Origin of the sequence: Metabacillus arenae (genome assembly GCF_014773385.1) — a bacterium.
Taxonomy (GTDB): Bacteria; Bacillota; Bacilli; order Bacillales; family Bacillaceae; genus Metabacillus_D; species Metabacillus_D arenae.
Window position 1 is genome coordinate 39486 of the sequence record NZ_JACXAI010000029.1, and the last position, 23237, is coordinate 62722.

Annotated in this window: 23 protein-coding genes and 3 pseudogenes; 12 read left to right on the forward strand and 14 right to left on the reverse strand. The window is 35.3% G+C overall.

The window, feature by feature from the left end:
• Nucleotides 1–72: 72 nt before the first annotated feature.
• From sipW to IC621_RS19160, 6 genes are all read right to left on the reverse strand, one after another.
• A complete protein-coding gene (sipW, locus tag IC621_RS19135) occupies nucleotides 73–642 on the reverse strand; it encodes a signal peptidase I SipW (RefSeq protein WP_224752649.1) in 570 nt (189 codons plus the stop codon).
• A gap of 27 nt (nucleotides 643–669) precedes the next feature.
• Nucleotides 670–1440 carry an amyloid fiber anchoring/assembly protein TapA gene (gene tapA, locus IC621_RS19140; protein ID WP_191160425.1) on the reverse strand — a complete coding sequence of 257 codons (771 nt, stop codon included), beginning with the start codon at nucleotides 1438–1440 and terminating at the stop codon, nucleotides 670–672.
• A 470-nt stretch (nucleotides 1441–1910) separates the two neighbouring features.
• Entirely contained in the window at nucleotides 1911–2330 is a 420-nt protein-coding gene (locus tag IC621_RS19145) for a hypothetical protein (protein WP_191160427.1), read from the reverse strand.
• Between the two features lie 134 nt (nucleotides 2331–2464).
• Nucleotides 2465–3130, reverse strand: a complete 666-nt coding sequence (locus IC621_RS19150; RefSeq protein WP_191160429.1) for a PH domain-containing protein — start codon at nucleotides 3128–3130, stop codon at nucleotides 2465–2467.
• A gap of 14 nt (nucleotides 3131–3144) precedes the next feature.
• Nucleotides 3145–4380, reverse strand: coding sequence for a YHYH domain-containing protein (locus IC621_RS19155; protein ID WP_191160431.1), 1236 nt, complete (start codon nucleotides 4378–4380; stop codon nucleotides 3145–3147).
• Nucleotides 4381–5213: 833 nt separating this feature from the next.
• Nucleotides 5214–6317 (reverse strand): type I restriction endonuclease, encoded by a 1104-nt coding sequence (locus tag IC621_RS19160; RefSeq protein ID WP_191160433.1) that lies wholly within the window; start codon nucleotides 6315–6317, stop codon nucleotides 5214–5216.
• Nucleotides 6318–6772: 455 nt separating this feature from the next.
• On the opposite strand from IC621_RS19160, the gene IC621_RS19165 reads away from it, so the two are divergent.
• Complete coding sequence (locus IC621_RS19165) at nucleotides 6773–7159, forward strand: DUF192 domain-containing protein (protein WP_191160435.1); 387 nt, start codon at nucleotides 6773–6775, stop codon at nucleotides 7157–7159.
• A 322-nt stretch (nucleotides 7160–7481) separates the two neighbouring features.
• Here the strand turns inward: IC621_RS19165 and IC621_RS19170 are convergent, their stop codons facing one another.
• The gene (locus IC621_RS19170; RefSeq protein WP_191160437.1) at nucleotides 7482–9038 is read right to left on the reverse strand and encodes a vanadium-dependent haloperoxidase; all 1557 of its coding nucleotides are present in this window, start codon (nucleotides 9036–9038) and stop codon (nucleotides 7482–7484) included.
• A 252-nt stretch (nucleotides 9039–9290) separates the two neighbouring features.
• On the opposite strand from IC621_RS19170, the gene IC621_RS19175 reads away from it, so the two are divergent.
• The 4 genes from IC621_RS19175 to IC621_RS19190 all read left to right on the forward strand — a co-directional run bounded on the left by IC621_RS19175 (nucleotide 9291) and on the right by IC621_RS19190 (nucleotide 12110).
• A complete protein-coding gene (locus IC621_RS19175) occupies nucleotides 9291–9761 on the forward strand; it encodes a DinB family protein (protein ID WP_191160439.1) in 471 nt (156 codons plus the stop codon).
• A gap of 212 nt (nucleotides 9762–9973) precedes the next feature.
• The gene (locus IC621_RS19180; RefSeq protein ID WP_318153089.1) at nucleotides 9974–10450 is read left to right on the forward strand and encodes a MarR family winged helix-turn-helix transcriptional regulator; all 477 of its coding nucleotides are present in this window, start codon (nucleotides 9974–9976) and stop codon (nucleotides 10448–10450) included.
• Between the two features lie 171 nt (nucleotides 10451–10621).
• Entirely contained in the window at nucleotides 10622–11515 is an 894-nt protein-coding gene (locus IC621_RS19185) for an alpha/beta fold hydrolase (protein ID WP_318153090.1), read from the forward strand.
• An 88-nt stretch (nucleotides 11516–11603) separates the two neighbouring features.
• A complete protein-coding gene (locus IC621_RS19190) occupies nucleotides 11604–12110 on the forward strand; it encodes a dihydrofolate reductase family protein (protein ID WP_191160441.1) in 507 nt (168 codons plus the stop codon).
• Nucleotides 12111–12401: 291 nt separating this feature from the next.
• Here the strand turns inward: IC621_RS19190 and IC621_RS19195 are convergent, their stop codons facing one another.
• Nucleotides 12402–13046: a YczE/YyaS/YitT family protein gene (locus IC621_RS19195; protein ID WP_191160443.1), complete on the reverse strand. Its 645-nt coding sequence runs from the start codon at nucleotides 13044–13046 to the stop codon at nucleotides 12402–12404.
• 115 nt (nucleotides 13047–13161) lie between these two features.
• Between IC621_RS19195 and IC621_RS19200 the strand changes: the two genes are divergently transcribed.
• From IC621_RS19200 to hfq, 6 genes are all read left to right on the forward strand, one after another.
• Entirely contained in the window at nucleotides 13162–13614 is a 453-nt protein-coding gene (locus IC621_RS19200; RefSeq protein WP_191160445.1) for a MarR family winged helix-turn-helix transcriptional regulator, read from the forward strand.
• Nucleotides 13615–13639: 25 nt separating this feature from the next.
• Nucleotides 13640–14158 carry a GNAT family N-acetyltransferase gene (locus IC621_RS19205; RefSeq protein WP_191160447.1) on the forward strand — a complete coding sequence of 173 codons (519 nt, stop codon included), beginning with the start codon at nucleotides 13640–13642 and terminating at the stop codon, nucleotides 14156–14158.
• Between the two features lie 22 nt (nucleotides 14159–14180).
• Nucleotides 14181–14804 (forward strand): FMN-binding negative transcriptional regulator, encoded by a 624-nt coding sequence (locus tag IC621_RS19210; protein ID WP_191160449.1) that lies wholly within the window; start codon nucleotides 14181–14183, stop codon nucleotides 14802–14804.
• 380 nt (nucleotides 14805–15184) lie between these two features.
• Complete coding sequence (locus IC621_RS19215; RefSeq protein ID WP_191160451.1) at nucleotides 15185–15703, forward strand: DinB family protein; 519 nt, start codon at nucleotides 15185–15187, stop codon at nucleotides 15701–15703.
• Nucleotides 15704–16325: 622 nt separating this feature from the next.
• Nucleotides 16326–17120 carry a DUF2935 domain-containing protein gene (locus IC621_RS19220; protein ID WP_191160453.1) on the forward strand — a complete coding sequence of 265 codons (795 nt, stop codon included), beginning with the start codon at nucleotides 16326–16328 and terminating at the stop codon, nucleotides 17118–17120.
• Nucleotides 17121–17487: 367 nt separating this feature from the next.
• Nucleotides 17488–17673, forward strand: coding sequence for an RNA chaperone Hfq (gene hfq / locus IC621_RS19225; protein ID WP_191160455.1), 186 nt, complete (start codon nucleotides 17488–17490; stop codon nucleotides 17671–17673).
• Between the two features lie 207 nt (nucleotides 17674–17880).
• On the opposite strand, the gene IC621_RS27220 is transcribed toward hfq, so the two are convergent.
• From IC621_RS27220 to IC621_RS19245, 5 genes and pseudogenes are all read right to left on the reverse strand, one after another.
• Nucleotides 17881–18015 (reverse strand): YolD-like family protein, encoded by a 135-nt coding sequence (locus tag IC621_RS27220; RefSeq protein WP_396653074.1) that lies wholly within the window; start codon nucleotides 18013–18015, stop codon nucleotides 17881–17883.
• 175 nt (nucleotides 18016–18190) lie between these two features.
• A pseudogene (locus IC621_RS19230) lies at nucleotides 18191–19393 on the reverse strand (aminotransferase-like domain-containing protein); the annotation flags it as partial.
• 23 nt (nucleotides 19394–19416) lie between these two features.
• Nucleotides 19417–19596, reverse strand: a pseudogene (locus IC621_RS26595) (GNAT family N-acetyltransferase); the annotation flags it as partial.
• A 147-nt stretch (nucleotides 19597–19743) separates the two neighbouring features.
• Nucleotides 19744–20403: a class I SAM-dependent DNA methyltransferase gene (locus IC621_RS19240; protein WP_318153091.1), complete on the reverse strand. Its 660-nt coding sequence runs from the start codon at nucleotides 20401–20403 to the stop codon at nucleotides 19744–19746.
• 258 nt (nucleotides 20404–20661) lie between these two features.
• Entirely contained in the window at nucleotides 20662–21267 is a 606-nt protein-coding gene (locus IC621_RS19245) for an HNH endonuclease (protein ID WP_224752650.1), read from the reverse strand.
• Here IC621_RS19245 and IC621_RS19250 point away from each other — a divergent pair.
• On the forward strand, nucleotides 21208–21597 hold the full coding sequence (locus IC621_RS19250) for a tyrosine-type recombinase/integrase (RefSeq protein ID WP_224752651.1): 390 nt from the start codon (nucleotides 21208–21210) through the stop codon (nucleotides 21595–21597). The genes IC621_RS19245 and IC621_RS19250 overlap by 60 nt on opposite strands.
• Nucleotides 21598–21692: 95 nt before the next feature.
• Here the strand turns inward: IC621_RS19250 and IC621_RS19255 are convergent.
• A pseudogene (locus IC621_RS19255) lies at nucleotides 21693–22328 on the reverse strand (reverse transcriptase domain-containing protein); the annotation flags it as partial.
• Between the last annotated feature and the right edge of the window lie 909 nt (nucleotides 22329–23237).

Here is a 23237-nt window from a genome sequence, read left to right on the forward strand (position 1 = left end):
GGTAAGAAATGGGACTTGGAGCAATCGACAAACTGACCTAATGCTCTTTTTCACCTTAGAGAGCATTAATACTCAATCAGAACCAAATACTTCTCGTTTTTTCTTGCCATCAATTTCTGCAAGAGCTTTCCAAACAGTGAAAATAGAGTAGAGGATAAGGACGATTCCAGGGATGATTAAAAACATGGCACTTCCTATTTTCGAATTGGCAAAATTCAATAAGTACCCTAAATAAGGAATGGTAAAGCCGGTATACTCTGCATTCACATTTTGCGGCAGGACAGGCTCACGATCTGGACTGTCATTGTTGTCCCCTTTTGTAATATAGCTAAGCGGCTTGCCGCTTTCCTTCACCTCAACAACCCTGTGCGTGATCAAAAGTTCGTCTTTATTTGTATATGTGATTACATCTCCTTGTTGAAATTGCTCCTTATCCTCGGCAGGTTTAACCGCAATAACCGATCCCGTTTGGATACTAGGCTCCATTGAACCGGAAAGGACAGTTTTGAACTGATAACCGAAAATATTCGGTTCCCCGCCGGAAGCCTTTGAAGATATAACCGTAACAGCCATAAGGATCAAGATGAGAAATAGGATACTTGTGGCCAAGCTGCTCAAGGTTTTTATTGTTTTTTTGATCATTCAATTCATCTCCTATTAGGTTTTTCACTAATTGGTTTCGTTTGAAGGAATGTGAGTCTCTGATGGATTTTTTGTTGGTTCTTCATTTGTTTCGCTTGGGGAAGGTTCCGAGATGCTGTGGTTGTTTTCTGGACTGCTCTTTTCAATGGTTTTCTTTTTAGTTTGGTGTTTTTGTTCTTTGTCTGAATTTTGTTGTTCTGTTACTTGCTGTGGATGACTTGACTGCGGAGGGGCTTTAGTTGTAGTGTCTTCTGCTCGTTGATGGCTTTTGGAATTATCATGTTCAGCTTTTTTGCATGATACTATTACATCTTCACTCCAAATGGCTTCGGTTTCCGAATGACCTGGTGTTTTATTAGATCGAAATATGTATGCACCATTTTTGGTTGGATGATAGGTTATTGTTACGGTGTCACCAGGTGCTGGTACTTGAATTTTTCCAGAATGGACGACTGTTCGCTTTTCCTGATTTCCTTCAGGCAGCCAGTACACCTCATATTGAACAGGTTCTTTGACAGCTGCAGAATCTTGACTGTTTTGCAATTTTGCGTAAATACCCTCACATTTACCCATAGCCCCGGAACCATTTTTCACAAAAGATAATGAGCTTGTCCACGTTCCGGCTTTCATTAAGCCAGTAATTTTATGAGTATCATTAAAGGAAGCAGCTGTAGGTGCGGTAAGCTGGGTTAAAATGAAAAATAATAAATAATAAAAGCATGCGATTTTAATAATTAGAAAGGCTGGGGCCTTTCGGACTTTACTTGTCGAGAGATGTTCTTTTCCGATTGTCCTCACCTCTTCTTTGCAAACTTTATTTTTTAATGGAAAAATGCTGGATTTAGTCCTTTTATGTAGGGAAAATCTATCTTCTCGTATGACAATTCGATTATTTATTCTAATATTTGCACTACTTCATCATAGGAGATTATTATTAAGGCAAAGTAAATAATGAGTAAATTAGATGTAAATATTTGAAAATAGGTATAAAAAACTATGATGAATTACCGATATAAACTGGTTAAGCTTTTAATATGTGAGTGGTAAAATGTCTTTGCTTGGAGATGAGATGTACATCAAATTTTTTTGTCTAACTAGATTCTTTAACCTGTACCAGAAAGGCCTTTTTCCTATTAATCCCTTTCATTAGACAAAAAACGATCTAGCATAGTTGCTAGACCGTTTATAAAATACAATGATAGATAAATCCTTCTATAACTTTATCGGTTATTTAGAGCCTTATTCCCTCACAAATTGGACATCTCCTTTTACTTCAACACCCTTAGGCACACGAATGTAGAGGACATTTTCTCCCCAAATCTGTCCTTCATCTGAAAATGAGTATATATCTTTTTTTCCGAAAATTGAGAAAATGTAAATTCCTTATCAAATTTTCCAATACTTATTTCTGTTGTAGATTCTATTATACTCAATGATTTGCCTACTAATTGTATAGCAAAGGGACGGATTTCATCAGTGAGATCAAAATTCTCAATTATTGTTCTTGTATGATATTGGGTGACCTCGATTTTCCCACCATTTACATCTTTTCTTTCTACCAATATAAACCCTGTAGACTGCTTTTCTGACACAGTAATTTCAAGCTGATTTCCTTCATAAGTAAAGTCCTGTTGATTCTTAATTTTGACACCCTCTATGTTTTCCTTATCGATCTGCTTCCCATCCAAGGCTGCATCCGTTAATAATTGACGTTCCTTCTCCGCTTTTGCTAATTCTTCCTTATTATCGATGATTTTCGATGAAGCTTTTGGGCGTCACAACCTTACACGTTAATATATAAAAGGTATCCAAGTTTTTTATACTATTTCTTAATTGATAAATGTAGAATTTGATCTCCAACCCTCTTCAGTTGGTCTAAATCAAATATCTCATCAAACTTTAATTTTTTCTTACCATATTGAATGTGAAGTCCTTTTTCAAGTATCCCATCTTTGAACCAACTAACATTGATAATTGTCTGATACCGAAACTTTTCCATATGATCCAAATCTTTTGTTAAGAAAAGTATTCTTTTATTTGTCACCACTATATAACCTTTAATCTCTTTCTTGCTTAATTTATTAAATTCACAAAATAAAAATGTAAGACCTATCTCATTTTTCTCAAATACTCTTTCATCCAGAGCTTTGAAAAATTCTTTATTCCTTCTTACCTCATCGAACTCATACGTTGTATAGTTCATGTTGTCTATGTCAACGACTTTTGACAGTAAAGTAAGAACTTCTTGTTTTTCTTTAGCTTCATTTTCTCTTTTTATTCTTTCATTTTCTAATCTTTTTTCAACTTCTTTCTTTTTAAGCGCTTCCATTTTCTCTAAATTTTCTTTTTTCTTACGAGCTTTTTCATCTTCTTTTTGCTTCCTATAATTCTCTACTTTTTGTGTAACTTGCTCATGGTCTTGCTTTTTAGTAATTAGTTTTACGAAAATATCTTCAACATTATAACAAAATGTTCTATAGATTCCCATACTAGCTATCCTCCTTATCCGACCATTTTTTTAGCTACATAAAATCGACGTGCCAACCATCCAAAAATAATAACACCTAATCCACCAACAGTGGTTGCTGTATCTTCCTTTTTCTCAGTTTCATAATCTTCAAAGCCCTTCTCATAATAGTGTTTATAAATTACTTCAGACTTTAAATAGGTTTTCGGAATACTATATTCCTTACCACTAAATCCATAATTGTATCCAGCTTCTTGGATGCTTTTAATCTCTTTGTTTGACTCGAAACCTTCTTTATACCACTCAATAAATTTCTCATTCTCATATTGTGGTACTTTGTACTCTAACATTGTAAAAGCTTTTTCATACCCTTTTTTAATATAGTCATCTTTTAGCTCTTTCTGACCCTTTTCAAATCCTAATTGATATGCTTCGATGTATATATCCTTAATATCTTTAGGTTCATTATTTATATCCTTTTTACCATCTTTGTAGCCCTTATCCTCAAACTCTTTTTTCTTTGCTTCTTCTCTTATTGAAACGGATTTATTAAATCCTTCTTCAAACGTTATTTTTAGTTGTTCATTTTCTAGATACTTTATTGGAACTTCAATTTTGTCCTGTTTACTACCCAAGACCTGTCCCGCTTCATTAGCATTCTTTTTTTCTGTTTCAAGTTTCAGAATGCCTTCTTTATAACCCTTTTGATAACTTGTTGTATAACCCTCAACATAGGCATCTGAACCCGTTACATTTAAATTTTCTTCTTTTCCTTTAGAACCATCATTTAACCCTGCTGTATAACCTTCTTTTTCTCCTTTTGCAATCTCCTGATCAGCTGTTACTTTAGCAATTTGTGCTGGACTTCCATTAATCTTTGAAGTGTCATAATCGCTTGGAGCTTCACAAGGTATACCATCATCTACCTTGTTTCCCCAACCATCTAGCCTTTCAGGATCGTTTGTTTTGCTATATCCCTTGGAATTCCAATAATCAACTACTTCTTCATAACTCGCAAAATCTGAACAATCCTTATCTAAAGAATGATTAGTTGAACTTTCTGTAGAAGTTTCATTAGTAGAATTAGATGTAGATGAAGAAATATCTCCACCACCATTATGATAATGGTAGCCTGTACATAACCCTTTGGCTTTTGATTTTTCACTGCAATTGTGTCCACCACTACTGTCAGTACGTCCAGAGTGTGCACCCGCCATGTTTTGAAAAGAAATTATTAATAATAGGACCAATAACAACGATACCCTTTTCATGTTAACCCCCCTTAAAATTCTGTTTTCTATATAATATATAGACTATTTTACTACTTTTTTATAGTTTTTACAGATGAAAATTGGATTTTTTACTACTATGTGGAAAAATACCCATACCTTGTAACTGAGTATAAACTATTAAATTAAGGAGAAATATTGTTGAGTAAGATAAAAAAGTAATTACATCTTATCAGTGAAACATTTAAACAAAAGAGTTTTATACCTATGAGAAAATCCATTTGTCAACTTTTGCGGTGTTTATAACCTGAAATTCTTCATATTATAAATTATTTATACCTCTTACCGTTCTCCTTGTGAAATGGAAAATACTCAAACGATTTATTGTGAGGACTTGTCGACGCCGAGATGGATTTTACACTTTTTGCTGACTTTTGCTTTACACTTTACTGGAAGATGGAGCAGGTATCTTGTCACTTTACTTGGAGCCTCTGCGGGCAAGAGTGTGAGCCAAGAAGCCATAGCTATCTAGCATTATGGCTCTGCCACCAAGGCTATCATGCCCACTTCTCCAAATAAAGTGCACGTCTTTTATGGTAATTAAGTGTAAACCCTTAATCAGCAGAAACTGTCAACTTTATTCTGGCGTTTACAGGACTGTTTTTAAGAAATAAAAAAAAGTTCCTTACACTATGTAAGAAACGTGAAATAATAGCATTTATATCAAAATGCCAGAGCAGAATCGACTCTCTCGCAGGAACACGTTTTTTAAGTCATGCGCGTGAGCCAATTCCCCCCTTTGGCTTAATAAAAATGGTACCAAGTGTAGCTTTATTATGTACCAAAAGGATGAACTATTATTTTATTATATTATTTTAATAATATTTTGCGGAAACTTTAATAATTTCATCTTTATACAAAAGTATATCATTTACACTTTCTAATTTATATGTTGTTTTTAATTCATCATTAATTTGGATATATTTATTACTTGTATTAAAACCTAGCCTACAAATCCATTTACGTATATTATCATCTATTAAAACGTTAAAATAACTTTTGTTATCTCGGTAAAAAATCCTACTTGCATCTATATTTTCTTTTAGCATTAATTTGATTAATACATAACCTTCTATTTCTTCCTCTGTTGTTATAATTACTGGTTCATCTGCTACCTTTTCAAGTTCTTCAATTAATTCGTCTTCTTTTGTCGAAGCTACTTCCTCATTATTAATCTGAACATCCAAATCTCTTTGACTTCCATCTGTTGAACTCAATGCCTTTTGAAGCTTATCATTTACCTTTTCATTAACAAATTGAGTTAAAGATTTTTTTAGAATATCTCTAAAGTTGTCAATTACTTTTTTTGTCTTAACACCTTGATAAACATCACTTAAGACAAACTTAATAAATTCTTCATTTGGTTCTTCCCATTGTTGGGTTAAGAACTTTTTAATTTCATTCGTATATTTTAGTTCAGATGCTGTAGTTAATACATTTTCCACATTAAAAAAATTCTTTCTGAATTTCGCTAGTTCTAAAAAATGATTATCTCTTAATTCAAGTAAATTAAATACGAAAAATGGTTTTTCATCCATTTTATTTGGTTCCTCTAAATCAGTAAAGAACTTATACTGAATTCCATTTGTCAAAATAGCAAACTTTGCTTTTGTGGTTCCAAAATACCGAAACAATTGGGAATCATGTTTATGTAACTTTTCATGTACACATTTTGCCTCAATTAAGATAACAGGGTTCACCCCGTCCATAATGGCATAATCAATTTTTTCCCCTTTCTTAATTCCAACGTCAGCTACGAACTCTGGTACAAATTCCTCAGGGTTAAAAATATCATATCCTAATGCTTGAATTAATGGCATAATTAGGGACGTTTTAGTTGCTTCCTCAGTTTGAATGTTATCTCTAATTCTTTCTATTCTACTTGAGAGCGTTTTAATTTGTTGAATGAAATTCTCCATATTGATTCCCCCTGGATAAAATTCTCTATAAAAAAGAAGAGAAGCATTAATTTTTTTCTTTATATAGTATATAAAACTTATTAACATCAATAAAAAATTATTACTAATGATGCTTTCTCATTAAAACAATTTCGGCTATAAAGTACCATATTCGAGATCTTCTTTCGTGGATATTTATGTTTATAAATAGAGATTGTGAAGGAATGCACTTAAAGTAAAGGCAATTTAGTTGAACAAACCTTTTTATTTATTATTGCAGTGATTATTGAAAACAAAGTATTAAATTTAAAACCATAAAATAAGTATTAGAAGTGAAAAGGAGTTGCCTAGTTATTTTTCTTCTTCTTTTCGTTATATCTCCAACTTTCTTTCTTTTTATTATTAGGGGAAAAGTCGTTTTTTTCAAAAAATCAAATTTCTTTCCTGCTTATGATAAGACTCGAAGGTGAGTGAACATGAAAAATAGAATAAAAACAAAAATGATAAAAATACTCAGTGGGAACAGGGCAACTCGATTAACCGTTCAAGTTGCAGATACTCAAAGAAAAAGAGAAAAGGGCTTAATGTTTGTTGGAAAATTACCCGAAAACGAGGGGATGTTATTTGTGTTTTCAGAAAAAATATATGGTGGCTTTTGGATGAAGGACACATTCATTCCATTATCTATTGCTTTTCTTGATTCAGATGGGAAAATTCTAAAAATACTTGATATGGTGCCTTGCAAAGAGGAAAAATGTCCTATCTATAATCCAGGACTTTTTTATCGTTATGCAATTGAAGTGAATCTTGGATGGTTTGAAAAGAATCAAATCAAAGAAGGGGATTATGTAAAGCTTGATTGAATTCATCTCACCTCACCTTCAATTCATAGAGGTGAGGTGATTTTTTAATGGATATTTATGTGTGAAATAATGTAATTAAGCTAAAGTTTAATAAAGGGTAAAAAGTAAAATAATTGGCACTCAATTAATTGGACGTTTTGTCCGTCCTCGAGTTTTTATGGCCAGTTTTCCTCCGTAAGACGTCTTGGGTTCTTCTAAGTCTTAAAGTGGGGTAACTGCCCATTAATATAAATTATTCCAATCTGATCATCATGGGAAATTGATGAATGGATCTAAAATAAATTTATTTCGTTCAAGTATGAACTTAATCTAATTTTATATGTTACTTAATAGTGATTGTAGTACCATCAAATTTGGTAAGAGAAAATCCACTAAAGCTCTCATTGTAGGTTTTACTAAAGTCCTTAAGAATCTCAATTGCGACTGCTTCCCCTAATTTTAAGCCCTCAATTCCATCAGAACGCCAATGGACACCGGCTGTATCACGACCTAGTGCAATATTGGAGGCAAGTTTATTTAATTCTCCACCTATTGTCAAATGAGCCCCTACGTAAGGAATTAAAGAAAGTCCATCAGAAGTTACTGTTACCGGATTTGGAATGACAAATGTTTCATTAAAAAATGCTTTAAGAACCGTAACTCCTGCTCCAACAATGCAAGCGTGCCCTGCCGGATAGGCAGGATGAGTAGGGCAACCCTCCGGATAAGCCATTGGTAACAAATAAGAGCCAAACTGATTGAAGACTTTAGAAACTACCTGAGAATCCAATAGTTCTGTGTGGATTGGGTACCTAGCTTTCCCAATTAAATGATTATGGACTCGTCCCCCGAATTCTTCCGGTCGAATTCTCCGATGAACCAAGAATTTTTGAAACCATGCAGCCTCAAGTGAAACGCGGGCTACCTTCGTTACTACATCTAGAATGTGGGCAGCACCAAAAGTTACAAAACCTCCCTCAGTTGCTGAATTTAGGTACGGATTGGATTGCTGAATTGCTCCCTTTCCAAAGCCTTGTAGAATCAAACAAGCAGAAAGAGGAGCTTGGAAGGTGAAATCTAGATGAACATATTCAGCCAAATCACGACCATTACGAATATAACGAGGTTCAGGATCAAATATCGGAGCCCCAGGAAGTGCTCCATTCTGAATGTTCAACCATTCCTCATACGATGTCATGTGGTCGGAGCCAGCTGGTGTGGTACGATATTGCTGAGTAATTGTTCTTGCTCCAAAAGGAATGTCCATCCAAAGAAACTGTGAGATGTATGGTCCAACGAGATCACCGGGTGTATCCCCACGGAACAAAGTCTCCGTCGTAACGGCTCCATGCACTTTTGGTCCACGAAAATCTGAAAGTCCCGATATCTCAGATGCAGCCGCTATTGTGAGAGGGTTGGTATCATATTCTTGAAAAGGTACATCACGAGTGAGGGATTGCCAATATATTTCTACCATTTCACCTGCCGCCCATGAACTACTGAATGTAGGCGGCACAGCTATACTCATTTTGTGACAATCAGATCCGATAAGATCAAACACATAAGCTCCTTGTGGATTCGCAAGCTTCACAACACCTCCCATAGGTATGGAATTAAAATCATTCACTTTACTGGAGTCAAGTGCTTTAATAAAGATATTATAGGAATTAATGTCCACTTCACCAAGTGAATTATGCGGTAATCCTTTTGAAAAGTTTCCAATTTTGTTAGGAAACAAACATTCGTCCCCATTACACAGATGATCTAAAAGAGGAGCCTCCCTCTGAAATTTTGCTGCTTTATATCGAACTTTAAATGCCTTCTCATTACGCTTTTCCGCATTTAAAGGTCCAATGACACACTTTTTTTTGTTGCTTTTCTTGTCTCTTCTTCTTCCCATATTATCACCTTATCTGTTTGAGATGTTAACCAACTAAAATCTATTATTCTCCTATACTTTAATTAACTAAGCACTAACTGCAGGAGTGTCATTTCATCATATGCAGGTTAATAATCAAGGGATCAGAATTGGGGAATAAGAATAACAGGATAGTAATAAGCAGGATGTTTTATAAAAAATGGAGAATTTCAACAGAAGTAGTTTATTTATTGAGATCTTTTAATACTCTAACTTTTCAAGGAGGAGATTACTTTGAAACGAGTTGACTTGCTTTTAAACGTACTAGATTCAACATTCGATAAAGAAAGTTGGTATGCCCCGTTTAAAGATGCTGTAAAAGGACTTACAGCCGAACAGGCAAACTGGAAACCTTCCGGAGAAGCAACTAAAACCATTTGGGAGAACGTTAATCATCTCATTTATTACAAAGAGAGACTTGCTGCAAACTTGGAAGGCCGTGAATGGACACATAATCTCGACGGTGATGAAACCTTTTATCTTACCGATCAATCAAATGATGATAAGGAATGGAGGAAAGTCGTTGAACGTTCCGAAAACGCTCAACGCAATTTAAAACAGGTATTGAGTGTAATTTCCGATCAAGAGCTTAACCAAAATTCACTTGAGGAGAAATTACTGAACATCATGCTTCATGATGCTTATCATACAGGCCAAATTATTCAATTAAGAAAATTGCAGGGGTCGTGGCCATCAAATCGTTGATCGAAAGAAGGAATATTTTTTTGTGAAATAAATAAAAGATAGGAACTTCATAGTTTTTCTATCAAAGGGCGCTATCCTAAAAAGGATGAGCGCTCTTTTTCCTTTTAATGGAATAAGGAGGTTTATTTTTCAAAAAATAGTTGCAATAGCACTCTATATGGAATATCCTATAATTAGTTGCAATAACATACTATTTGGGAGTTGATGTTTTCGTGGACAACGATATGAATAGGCCCTCCATGGGCGCTGGGTCGCCGCCTGGCAAATATATTTCGGCTATATACCGTCATCTGCAAATCCTCATAACAGCTCAGCTTCAGCCATTCCGAATCGGAAGCGGGCAGTATATCTTCTTGTTGACGATCGCGAAAAAAGAAGGGATTTCACAAAAAGCGCTAAGCGAGGAGCTTTTGATTGACAAGACAACAACGGCGAAGGCGATCAAAAAACTAGAAGCAGAAGGGTATGTGCAAAGGGAAACAAACCCCGCCGATAACCGTTATCATCTCCTTTATTTGACGGAATTAGGTAGAGAAGTTTTGCCGAAAGTAGCGGCAGTATTGCATGATATCAGTAGAAAAAGCCGAGTTGGCATAGATGAAGAGGAATATGAGTTTATGCTTTCTTTGCTAAAAAAGATGCTGTACAACATGAGCGAACAGGTTCGCCAAAGAGAGAAGAAGCTATGACTCAGCACCATCAACAGAATCGGGTGGGCAAACAAGCTTTCTTTACATCCATTATTTCATTTTTTTCTCTTATGTATGAATCATTCTGTTGGATTACACTTTCCAGTTCGGTAAAGATACGTGTACCAAAGTCCAGCTGGAAAGTAGAAATATTTATTTGAATAAAGGAGAGTGAAAAATTTGGAGGAGGAAATGAAAAGACCATTTGAAGTGGATTCGGAGTATCCATTTAAGGACCATTGGCTACCTTATCATGACGGATATATTCATTACATTGACGAAGGACAAGGGCCGACAGTTCTTCTCCTTCACGGGAATCCCACATGGTCGTATCTCTATCGAAATGTCATTAAGGAGCTTCACAACGATTATCGTCTTATCGCGTTGGATTACCCTGGATTTGGTATGTCAAAAGCGCCTTCCCACTATGGTTTTACACCACAAGAGCACTCGGAGGCGGTCTTGGATTTCATCTATCGCTTAGACCTAAAGAATTTTGTTTTAGTGGTTCAGGATTGGGGAGGACCGATTGGATTAAACTACGCCGTTCGGCACCGGGAAAACTTATGCGGCATCGTCGTGATGAACAGCTGGGCTTGGCCCGCAACTCTCCTTCCAATGAAGATTTTTTCTTTGGTAATGGGGGGATGGCCTCTCGGATACTGGCTTCAGACACATCACAACTTCTTCGCCAAAAACATTGTTCCACAAGGGATTTACCATTCTGAAAAAGTCACGGAAAGCTTGAGAAAGGCCTATACTGACCCGTTCCCAACACTAAAATCAAGGATACCGACATGGATTTTCCCTAGACAGATTCGGAAGGCACGATCGTGGCTCGCGGAAATTGAATCGAAACTGCCAGCGCTATCTGATTTACCTGCGCAAATACTTTGGGGTACTAAAGATAGTGCCGGCTTTCCACCTGAAGAGATGGCAAAATGGCAGAGATACCTCCAAATGAATGAAACTGAGTCCCTGAGTGATGCCTCTCACTATGTGCAAGAGGATCGACCAGATCGAGTTGCAGCATCTATCCGAAGAGTCCTTGAAAGAACGTCGTAGCAGTGATGGAAGTTAGGTTGAACCAACTATATTTCTGTAAGGTAACCATTAACTTATTATAACCATCTATAAATGAGGAGGAGTGAATATGAAAACAATTCTTTGGGCAACATTGACCGCTAATGGTAACTATGCGCAGTCCAGCCCTGAACATCCACCCAAAAAGGAAGCCCTAACCGATTTTGAGACGTATGCAAAAGCTGCGGGGAATTTTATAGTAGGGCGTAAAACGTTTGAAGGCTTCCAGGCAAGTGGTGGTGGCACTTTTACCGATATTGACATAGTCGTAGTTTCTAAGAGCCTCAAAGAAATCCCTGGCATTAAGATTGCGGGTTCACCACAAGAAGCCCTTAACTACTTGCAAGAAAAAGGCCATAAAACAGTACTCCTTTCGGGGGGTGCGGATCTGCATAATGCATTTTTAGAGCAAGACCTTGTTGACGAGATACTATTCAATATTGTACCTGTGTTGGAGGGTAAGGGGCTCAGCCTTTTGCTTGACACAGTCAACTACCAATACAAGGATATCCAGTTGTTAGATTTCAAGTCTCTTGGCAGTGGTGTTGTTCAATTGCACTACGCGGTAGGTAAATAATATAGCCATTCATTAACAAATACCCGATCTACAGGTCGCATATCGCGATGCCTCGCCTACGCCTGACCTCTTATTGTCGGGTAACTTTCTTTTAAAGCTATAGTTATTCAAGAAAAGGTCGCATTTCTGGAGTATGAATTGCGCTCTTTCTTTATGTATAGGGCCAGATTGTTGAGTTACTCATTTTCAAAACAAAAAGATATTTTTGTTACTATTTATAAAAGAGATTGTAAAGAAAAATACTTAACTAACGGGCAGGTTAGCAGTTGAACAAGAAAAATAAAAAGCATTCTATATTGAATGGTTTTTACCTTTATCATCATGTGGTGATGTATTAGAGTGTGTTAATAAGCGGTCTAGTACTTTTTCAGTAAATGGCATAAAGTAATTAAGTATTAGCCCCCCTAAACAAACGGTTAATAAAGTTCCAACGCCAATTGGTCCATTTAAAATCATTGCCATTAACAAGAATACGAGGTAAATGAATGTTCTCGCAAAAAATATATTTGTTTTAGTTAATTCTTGTATGATGAATGTTAATCGGTCAACTGGAATCGGTGCAAAATTTGTGTATAAATATGTTGCAGTTCCTAATCCTATAACAACTAAGCCGATTCCAAAACAAACAACTTTGCTGTACCATAGTTCAGGTGTTATCAAATTGTGCAATATAAAAAGCCACATATCAATACCAATACCCGTTATAAATGCGGTTAACAACCCCAAAACTTCTGGTTTTTGTCTTTTTAAAAATGAATTACAACCTATCAATATTAAAGCTATTATTATTTCCCAACTTCCCACAGTAAGCCCCACATTTATGGACAGTCCTACCAAAAGTGCATCAAAAGGTGAAGTTCCAAGGTCTGATTGTATAGTGAAAGAAATACCAAGGGTTAATATTAAAATTCCTAATACATAAAAAATAGATTTCACTTTACTCGACCTCTTTATCATTATTTTTTGTTGCAAATACAACAAAAATAGCTTAAATTTAATATAGACCATTTTTATTGCATTTACAATAAAAATATGTACTAAGGAGTTAATTATGAAGGAAATTCTACGTGAAATTGGAATGATAGCAAGGTCATTAGATTCTATAAGTAATATAGAATTTAAAGAATATGACCTTACAAAAGGTCAGTATTTGTACCTTGTAAGAATATGTGAAAACCCAGGAATCATTCAAGAAAAGTTAGCTGAGATGATAAAAGTAGATCGAACAACAGCAGCTCGTGCTATAAAAAAACTTGAAATGAATGGCTTTATTGAAAAGAAAGAAGATGAACATAACAAAAAAATTAAAAAACTCTTTCCTACAGAGAAAGGGAAAAATGTTTTTCCTTTTATAAAAAGAGAAAATGATTATTCTAATATCGTTGCATTAGAGGGATTTTCCGAAAGAGAAGTAGAAACCATTTTCAATCTTCTTCAAAGAGTAAGAAAAAATATAGAAAAAGACTGGGAATATGTAAAAAAGGGAAACAAGAGAAATTATTGATTATATAAAGGAGCGACATATTTGAATGACTATAAATATAAAAAAGTGTACCCTTGAAGATTCACGCAAACTTCAAGAAATTAGTTGTGAAACATTTAATGAGACATTTAAGCATCAGAATTCACTCGAAAATATGAATGCCTATTTGGAAAGGGCATTTAACTTAAAACAATTAGAAAAAGAATTATCCAATATTTCTTCGCAATTCTTTTTTGTTTATTTTAATAGTGAAGTCGCTGGATATTTAAAGGTCAATACTAATGATGCTCAGTCTGAAGAAATGGGTGATGAATCACTTGAAATCGAGAGGATTTATATAAAGAACACTTTTCAAAAACATGGGCTTGGTAAATATCTGTTAAATAAAGCTATGGAAATTACGATGGAACATAATAAAAAGAAAATCTGGCTAGGCGTATGGGAAAAAAATGAAAATGCTATTGCTTTTTATAAGAAAATGGGGTTTGTTCAAACTGGAGCCCACTCTTTTTATATGGGTGATGAAGAACAAATAGACTTTATAATGACCAAAACACTCATATAACTTTTTTGAAAGGTGGATTATTATGTATATTCCAAAATATTTTAAAGTCACAAATGTTGATGAAATTTGGGATTTTGTTCAAAAAAACTCTTTTGGCACGATTGTCACAACAGAAAAAGGGAAACCAATTGCCACTCATTTGCCATTGCAGTTAATTAAAGAAGGAGATACTGACTATATAACGGGGCATATGGCTTATGGGAACCCTCAATGGAGAACATTCGAAACCTGTGAAGATGTATTGGTTATGTTCCAAGGACCACACGCTTATATCTCTTCTTCCTGGTATGAAGAGGAAAATGTCCCCACATGGAACTATCAAGCTGTACATGTATATGGTTCAGCCAGCATTTTAGACGAAGAAGAGTTAAAACAGGACCTGACAAAGTTGCTGCAAAAATACGAAAAACACCGTAAAAATCCAGTTTTATGGGATAAGCTTTCTCCTCAGCTATTAGAAAAACAACTAAAAGGTATTGTTGGATTTAAGATTAAAGTACAAGAAATTCAAGCTGCCAATAAACTGAGTCAAAATCGTAATGAAGAGGACTATCATAACATCGTTAATAAACTCTATGAAGAAAAGGATTTGAATTCTCAACAAATGGCACAATTGATGGAGAGGAAGTTAAGAAAGGACAAATAAGTATTATGTTTCGTTTTTAAAGATTTTTTCTTTCTTAGATGAAGTTTGTCAAGAAGCGTACTTAAATGATAAATAATTTTTCCATAAGGAAAAAACAGAGGAACACGAAATGTCCCTCTGTTTTTTTATAAAATATTAAGACTAGCATTTAATAGGAACTAAATGTAAGAGCAGAACAACTCAAACTGTTACTAAATAGTTCGACCATTAGACATACGTTGTTCAACTAACGAGCGCAATTCTGCTGCGAGAATCGTGCTCTTTTCTTTATGTTTAGGTCCAGGTTGTGGAATAAGTGAAGAGAATTTTTTATTTAAAAGAAGGAAACGACCATTTTTAATAGAATATAAAGTACTTTAATTAAGAGGAGGCTGATCCCATTGGAGAGAAGAGCATTACTGGTATCACCATTACCAGAATATGAAGAAGAAATTAGCCGATGGCTATGGTGTTTAGAAGATGTTCGCCGAACTCTTATAACAGAATTAACTGGAATAAGTCAAAGTATACTCGACACAAAAATTGATGAAAGACAAACGATCGGCTCGCTTTTATATCACATTGCATTGGTAGAGGCAGATTGGTTATATGTAGAAGTCCTTGGTGGTGAATGGGATCCCGAAATACGCTCGTTGTTTCCGTTAGAAATCAGTTCTGAAGACGGATCTTTAATCCACATTGAGGGACAAAGTTTAGAGGAACATTTTTACCGCCTTAATAAGGTACGTGAAGTATTTCTTTCCCATTTTCGTTCAATGGACCTAACGGATTGGCGTAAGCCGAGGGTACTTGAACATTATGACGTCACACCTGAGTGGGTTGTTTACCATCTGATTGAACATGAATCACATCATAGGGGTCAGATTTTCCATTTGCTTAGGAAATTACAGAATGATTAAGATGGTTAAAGAGAGGAACTTTTTATCCCTCTTGAACAAACGGACTGGCTTCAGTTACTTTTCAAATCCAATAAACGAGCCCTTAGCTCGAGATCACCGGGTGTATCCCCCTGAACAAAGTCTCCGTGGTCGGGTTGACGTTTTGGAGTCTCGGTTTTTATTACTTTAGGTTTTTTATAGAAATAGATCGTATGATATATTCTCCACAATTTATTTATCAAGATTCAAATATACACCCTATAATTTGGGGTTACATTTGGTATTCATTGTTCTTAGTTTGGGGTATCTCGCTAGGTCTTACCGTCCTGCAGTATCAAAGAAGATCTCGTGTACAAAGTGAAAAAAAAGAAAATAAATCCATGTTTATAGACAACTAAGTGAGTAATGGCAATTACGATAACGAATTTTATAGACAGGAGAAAAAAACAAGCTTTTTTGTTCTATAATCTGGCGCATTCTGGAGCAAGAAATGCGCTTTTCTTAATGAATTTGGCCAGATTTCGGAATAAGAAAACCTTTTTCAATGCCAATTTGTTGTGATACTTGTTTAACAATTATGGAATTTTGACAAGAAATCGAAAATACATTAGAAAGGAAGTGATGTTAGATAAGGAGGCTTACAATGGCTAATCCAATTGTGGCTAGGTCATTAGATGAGATAAGATTTTGGTCTAGGATAATGAAAGAACATGCCTTATTTTTAAGCTTGGGATTCACTTATGAACAGCAGCAATTGATCGATGAGGCACGCCAGTTTATCACTATGTTTGAAAGAGTAGAGGAAAAGTTATCTAGATTTACAGTAAATTCAGATTTACGTCAAGTTCAAGCTTTTAATACCGAAGTTTACCAAGTTGTAGTAGCAATATGGAGCTACAAGCGAAAGGTATTAGGCTTAACTTTACGCTGTGAAATCCGTACAAATAATTTTCCTTTGTTAGTTGACCACATTAGTAGAGAAGCTGCGTATTTCGCCAACCGATTAAAAGAACTAAATGAAGGGATATTAGCACCAGAACCCGATAATGTAATTGAGGAAAATGTATTCTTTTTAAGAATTATGGCTGATCATGCAAAATTTATTGGACATCTCTTAGATCCTTCTGAAAGGAAGTTAGTTGAACAGGCAAGAGAGTTTAGTCATGATTTTGACCAACTTGTTTTTCAAGCCATTGATTTGGATTCCATGCGTCCACAATCCGAAACTAAACCAATTCTTAGTCAATTCTTAGATCAAAATAAAGTTTCAGTTGTTTCCATAAGAGATTTTAAGAAAACTGCCAGAGAGCTAATAGAAGCATGCCTCATTAAGAGTAATATTCATCCCCTATTAGCAGACCATACCTTTAGAGAAGCTGAAAGGTTCTTAGAGATCATAGATTTATTTGAAGCTAATCTGAAAAGAAACCAAAGTTAATTCATGAGTTGTTAATAAATCAAGGAGCTAATTTATAGTTCTTTTTTATTGTAGTAACAGTCAGCATTCCAGTAATAAATTATTCAACGATCTGGCGCTTTTCTTGAAAAAGGAAGCGCCTATTCTGCACTAAGGGATAGGTATGAGGAATAGTTTTCGGGAAATCCCTTATTCCACCTTTTCGAAGGATGTGCAAAAACAACTCATAAACCAATTTTGTATGAAGATCTCCTTCAAGAAATTAGAATGTGTATAAGTTTGCAAATCCCTTATTAAACGATGATATTTACCTAACCTCATTATTTATTTTGCTCTATAATTATATTAATTAAGTAAATACTAGAAGTTAAATAAGGGAGGCGATTAGATGAATCTGCAGGAGAACTTTCTAGAAGAGATTAAAATTAGCAAGAAGGAAGTAGAAGTAATATTAATAAAAGGTGTTCATATAAAAGGAATTATTGAAGGATACGATAATTTCTCAATTTTGGTTAATTCTAATGGAAAACAACAGACTCTTTATAAACATTCCATTTCTACAATTATTAGATAAGGAAGAGACTTTGTCTGTCTATTTTAAAAGCTTATGCTTGAGGAAAAGCAATAAGGCATGCAACTGCTTGTGATTTTCCTAAGATAGCTTCCTAGATTGGGATGATTTTAGTTAATCAATAACTCCAGTATCACTGTGATTTTAAAGCTCAGATAATGTTCCATTTGTAATATAAAAAAATCAATATTGATAATGGAATCCAATTCTTTAGTGATAGTATCCATTTTTCCAAGTAATCATTTCAAGAATTGTCTTGTTAGCTAAGCTCTCTGTTAAGAGCTTTTCCATGTCTTCAATTTGTTCTCCATCTATTACTGGTCTTTGTGCCTTACGTAATCGTATTGAGCATCTTTAAGTGATAATTTATAATAAAGTTTGATTAAAAGGGACTCCAGAAATTCAGTTTTCCTGACTTTTTGGACAGCCCCTTTATTTTTTTAGCTCCACAATCAATCAATTTGGATTTTAATCAAAAATGTGGCGAGCTATCTTGTTTTATTTTTAACTCAATTGCGGATTAAAGGAGGTTACAAATGGTTGTCACACCTTGTGTTAATTGTTGTTCATTCATATAAGAAAAGCTTAATCGTAAATGATGATTTTCTTGTTCTGTAGGGTAACAAGCTGACCCAGGTAAAAAAGTGATTTGGTCTTTCTTAGCTTCTATTAAAAGGTGATCAGTATTAATCCAGAAAGGAAGAGTGAGCCATACGTTTAATCCTCCTTTTGGTATGAACCAAGAAACTTCTTCAGGTGAATGTTGTGACAGAATCTCTAGAACAAGATCACACCTTATCTTTAGAGCTGTTCTTAATTTTTTTAGATGATCCATCATTCTTTTTGAAGTAATAAATGGAATGATGGCTTTCTGTGTAAGTAAAGGACTCCCTAAGTCGGTGTTAGCCTTTGCAGCTAATAGACGTTTGAATATAGAACCAGAAGCAGCTAATATTCCAATTCTACAACCAGGTGCTAATATTTTGCTTAAACCTTTCAAGTAAATGACATGACCGTCTTTGTCCAGACTTTTCATTGATGCTGGAGGCTTTCTTTCAAAATAGATTTCACTCCATGGATCATCCTCAATCACTAAACACTGCGTACTTTTAGCAATCTCAAGAATTTGTCTGCGGCGTTTTGTGGGCATTACAGCACCAGTTGGATTGTGAAACGTAGGGACCGTATAAATGATTTTTGGTTTATATTTATCACACAAATTCTGAAGTAAATCTACTCTCATTCCATCGCTGTCCACAGGAACGGTAAGAATGGTAGCACCTCTCTCACGAAACACATCAATAGCTCCTGGATAAGTGGGAGCTTCCATGACTACTACATCACCAGGTCCAACAAAAGTACGAGCAATTAGGTCAATTCCTTGTTGTGAACCACTTGTAACTAAAATATTATCAGGAGAAGTTGGAAGATCCATCCTTTGTAAATACTCAACCATTGCCTCCCTAAGCGCTTTATCTCCTTGAATCTCTCCATACTGTGAGAGAACTTTTGGGTTTTCAGAAAGCATCCTGTGAATTTCTTGCTCTAAGTATCAATTAGGTAGAAGTCCAGGATCTATCATAGAAGAGGAAAGATGAGTTTTTTCAGGGACTTGATGAAAACGAGCAAATTGAGACCTTGGTAAATAATCTTGAACGGAAAGTTGCCAATCGTATGAACTGGTTCCTTCTTTCCTTTCTGTATTGTCAGAATTCTGTGTGTTTCACAAACAATGGTGGAGAGACATATTTTGTAAAACCCACCATTTGGGTTATTTATTCTTGTAAAAACTCTATCAATGGTTTCATTTGCAGGATTTGTATCATAATCCTTATATTTTTCTAACAGTGGCATAAAAGCCTTAACTTGCATATCAAAAATAGATTGTGCATCATCATTTGTATCTTTCTCTAAAATTACGTCCATAAGGTACACCACCATATCATCTGATGAAGATAATATTATGTATAATCACCATAATTACCATCTTGTACAATCATGCATTTGAAAAAATGGATTGTTATTAGAAAGTCCATCGTTATTCAATTCTTGCGCCCATTAGTGAATAACCTTTTATTTTTTACAAGAAAAAATTAGAAAGAGAGGAACTCTCATTCGTCGTTTATATTCACTTTCACTGCTAAATTTCTCAACTCTTGGAGTGCCTTCTCTGATATCTTCAATCTTGAATCCAGCTATCTTTATAAGTTGATAATACTCTTCAAACGTCCGATGATATTTAACAACCTTTTTATCAATCCAAGGTTCTACTCTTTTGCCACTATTAAAATAATCATCCACGATCCAATCTGCTTTTGAAGAAGAGGCTGCTGCACTTTTTATTGATGAAGTTAATATAGGATGCTGAACACTAAATATAAATTTTCCGTTACCTGTTAGGGAATTATGAACTTCTTGAAATATGTCCTTTAATTCTACTAAATAATGTAGAGCTAATCGTGAAACAACTAGATCATAATTTTCTGTCTGAAATTTCCACGTTTCCATTGAAGAAAGATGCACTTTCCCCTCTGTTCCATTTAGGTTTTTAGTAGCTTCTATAACCATATTTTCTGAACCTTCAACTCCGTCATACGAGATACATCCTTTTTGTAGAAGTTCAACACCAAATTTAGCGTCACCACACCCTAAATCTAAAACTTTTTTTCCTTCTACATCACCAATAAGTTCTAGCAATATAGGCTTTTCAATGATATTGTTTGGACTTTCCACACGATTTCTTATTTATCATCGTTGTAAGCTGATGCACCTCTGTACTCCATTAATTTCCCTCCCTAGCAATCTCTCTATATTTTAACATAATTATCCATTTAATTTGAAAGTAAGTTACTATAGTGATAGGTAAGCCTTAGAAGTTATCGCCAGCTTTTGGCGGGTAGGTCAGGGATATTGCTATCCCCTTCCCCCCTAAGAACCGCACGTGTGCCTTTCAGCACATACGGCTCAAGCATGCATTTATCCTTGTCTAGACTAAATTAATCCGATTATTTTCTTTCTCTTTATGTACTTCTTGACGCTCCCAAGTTGAGACTTATTTAGGATGTCAGCCCTTGCAGGGAATACCTTGTGGTATTCCAGATGGCAAGATATGTGAACCAATTCTAGGTTCTTATATTCATTACTTCCACCTTTGATTCTAGGGATTTTATGATGTATTTCTAAACCTTCAGCCCTATCTGCGATTGATTTACTACACAAAGAGCAAATGTACTTTTGCTTTTTCGCTAACTTTTGCCTATATGCTACATTGTTTCTATCAAACTCTTTAATATCACGCTTTTCAAAATAATCTTTGAGGTTTTTATTGAAAGGACTATAATCATATTTAATAAGTACGTGTCGTTTAATTGGTATCCAAGACACCTTTTTTAATTGATTATTGGTTATCGGGTCAGTTAGAATCCAATTGTTATTACTTTGACCAGTTTTATCTGGCTTAAAGTACCTTTTACTAATCCAATGCCAGTTCTTTTTTGGGTGAAGCCTTCGCAGAAACTTGTATTGAACTTTCCAAATATGTGCATCCATTTCAGAGAAGACTTTTTTGGCGACACCCTCTTTACGAACAACCAGCAAAATAAGCTAACCAAGGAAGGGGTTGCCTACATTATTTCCAAATATGTTGAATTAGCAAGGAAAACATCAACACTTGTACCTTCGAAAGTGAAACCTCATATGTTTCGTCACTCGAAGGCCATGCATTTACTACAAGCAGGAGTAAATCTCATATACATCCGTGATTTTCTTGGCCATGTTGATTTAAAAACTACAGAAATTTACGCAAGAACTGTTACTGAGACAAAAAGGAAAGCAGTTGAAAATGTATATCCAGATTTAATTGATTGCAATCTTCCTGACTGGAGTAAGGATCAGGCACTGCTTACTTGGCTGTCCGAATTAAAGTAGGTCAGAAATTATGCAAAGTAAATGGAATAAAAACCTTAATATTTTTGGCTTTAGGAGATTTACTTTGCATAAGGGGGTTTATGCAAAGCTTAGCATAACCCACCTTGGGGTGTACCTTTCGTTGGGAAACCTTCGCCAATAATTTCAGCTTTTAAAAGACGCGAGATGATAGAAAGCAGTGCCTTATCTCGAATGCCTAATGTCCACATTTGTTTTAGTAGTTTAGAGTGGTCTACATTATCGAAAAATCCTTTTATGTCGACATCTACGCAATGATATAAGCACGCTTGATTAATGAGCGTTTCAAGCCTAGCCTTTGCGTGATGTGTATTGCGATTTGGTCTAAAACCATAACTATGTTTATAAAATTTCGCTTCACAAATCGGCTCAAGCACTTGTAAGATACACTGTTGGAACAACCTATCCCAAATCGTCGGAATTCCTAAAGGACGTGTTTTTCCATTCGCCTTCGGAATGAGGACCCGACGAACGGCTTGAGGTCTGTAGTGTTCAAACATTTGTTGTATCGTCGATACAACTTCTGATACAGACAGTTTCTTTAAATCTTCGATCGTTAATCCATCATATCCAGCCGTTTTACTGCCGGTATTTCGTTTAATATTGCGATAAGCTAATCGAATATTTTCATCGGATTGCATTAAATCTAGTAAACCATAAAAATTTTGACCATTGGAACTTTGAGCATATAAAGAATCAAAATGAGATTGCATGTCATAATACTCATTGTGCCTCAGTTTCTTTCGTTTTAACAAGTCGGTGGCTCCTTTTGGAGCTGAACCTCTATTAGTCTCACAAGAACCTTATTAACCGTTGAAGAACTGCCTTATGGTGAATGAATCTTTTATTAGTCTAGTGGCTATTCCTCCACGTTCATTACACGCTTCAACGGTACTGTGCCACCACTTTCACTGATATGAAGAAAAGTTATACAGTCGCTAATCTTACGAATGCTTTCCTTTCCAACGCTTCATCGAGAGTAAGCTCTCCACGTTATCAGCTTACAACGTTGAATTACATCTATTATGAAACAAACTTAGGTGCCTCCTATGAGCCTGTTAGCATTGCATGTGCCTGAAACACAAGATGGACTTTTATATTGTTGATTCTTACTCATCCACAGCTAACCTCACATTTAGTGATATACACATTTCTATGTATTTCCAGTCTAGACCCGTACATTCAGAGGTTCGTCAGCAATAAGGTTTACTGTCCTATTACGTTGCATTCTCACCTTATTTGTTCAACCCAAGCACCATGATTTACACCACCCCATCGGGTAGGGTTTCGTCAGCCGAACTGGTACGGTAAATTCTCGAGCCTATTAGCCGAGCTTATAACATGCTTTTCCTTACTAAAAGGCGTGCTATTCGACACAGGGGAAGCCTTTCAGAGCGTTACCTCATCATTCGACTTCTCGATATAACCCTTCAGTTTTAGATATCTAAAACTGCCTGACCTTTACCGAAATTGTGTGACCACATTTCATTTGAGTCAGGAACATTTCGCACCAACTAAATGGCCCTTTCGTATTATAAGGTCAACTAGAAATGAAAATATTTCTTGTTGACCATTTTTTATATCGATTTATGATAACCGTAGCCGGGGTAGAACGTAATGGC

What these genes read in the sequence shown, in the direction of transcription:
- IC621_RS19165 (WP_191160435.1), top strand. Translation starts at nt 6,773, where the DNA reads ATGAAAAATAGAATAAAAACAAAAATGATAAAAATACTCAGTGGGAAC.
- IC621_RS19205 (WP_191160447.1), top strand. Translation starts at nt 13,640, where the DNA reads ATGACTATAAATATAAAAAAGTGTACCCTTGAAGATTCACGCAAACTT.
- IC621_RS19170 (WP_191160437.1), bottom strand. Translation starts at nt 9,038, where the DNA reads ATGGGAAGAAGAAGAGACAAGAAAAGCAACAAAAAAAAGTGTGTCATT.
- IC621_RS19200 (WP_191160445.1), top strand. Translation starts at nt 13,162, where the DNA reads ATGAAGGAAATTCTACGTGAAATTGGAATGATAGCAAGGTCATTAGAT.
- IC621_RS19210 (WP_191160449.1), top strand. Translation starts at nt 14,181, where the DNA reads ATGTATATTCCAAAATATTTTAAAGTCACAAATGTTGATGAAATTTGG.
- IC621_RS19150 (WP_191160429.1), bottom strand. Translation starts at nt 3,130, where the DNA reads ATGGGAATCTATAGAACATTTTGTTATAATGTTGAAGATATTTTCGTA.
- IC621_RS19190 (WP_191160441.1), top strand. Translation starts at nt 11,604, where the DNA reads ATGAAAACAATTCTTTGGGCAACATTGACCGCTAATGGTAACTATGCG.
- IC621_RS19220 (WP_191160453.1), top strand. Translation starts at nt 16,326, where the DNA reads ATGGCTAATCCAATTGTGGCTAGGTCATTAGATGAGATAAGATTTTGG.
- hfq (WP_191160455.1), top strand. Translation starts at nt 17,488, where the DNA reads ATGAATCTGCAGGAGAACTTTCTAGAAGAGATTAAAATTAGCAAGAAG.
- IC621_RS19160 (WP_191160433.1), bottom strand. Translation starts at nt 6,317, where the DNA reads ATGGAGAATTTCATTCAACAAATTAAAACGCTCTCAAGTAGAATAGAA.
- IC621_RS19250 (WP_224752651.1), top strand. Translation starts at nt 21,208, where the DNA reads ATGTGCATCCATTTCAGAGAAGACTTTTTTGGCGACACCCTCTTTACG.
- IC621_RS19155 (WP_191160431.1), bottom strand. Translation starts at nt 4,380, where the DNA reads ATGAAAAGGGTATCGTTGTTATTGGTCCTATTATTAATAATTTCTTTT.
- sipW (WP_224752649.1), bottom strand. Translation starts at nt 642, where the DNA reads ATGATCAAAAAAACAATAAAAACCTTGAGCAGCTTGGCCACAAGTATC.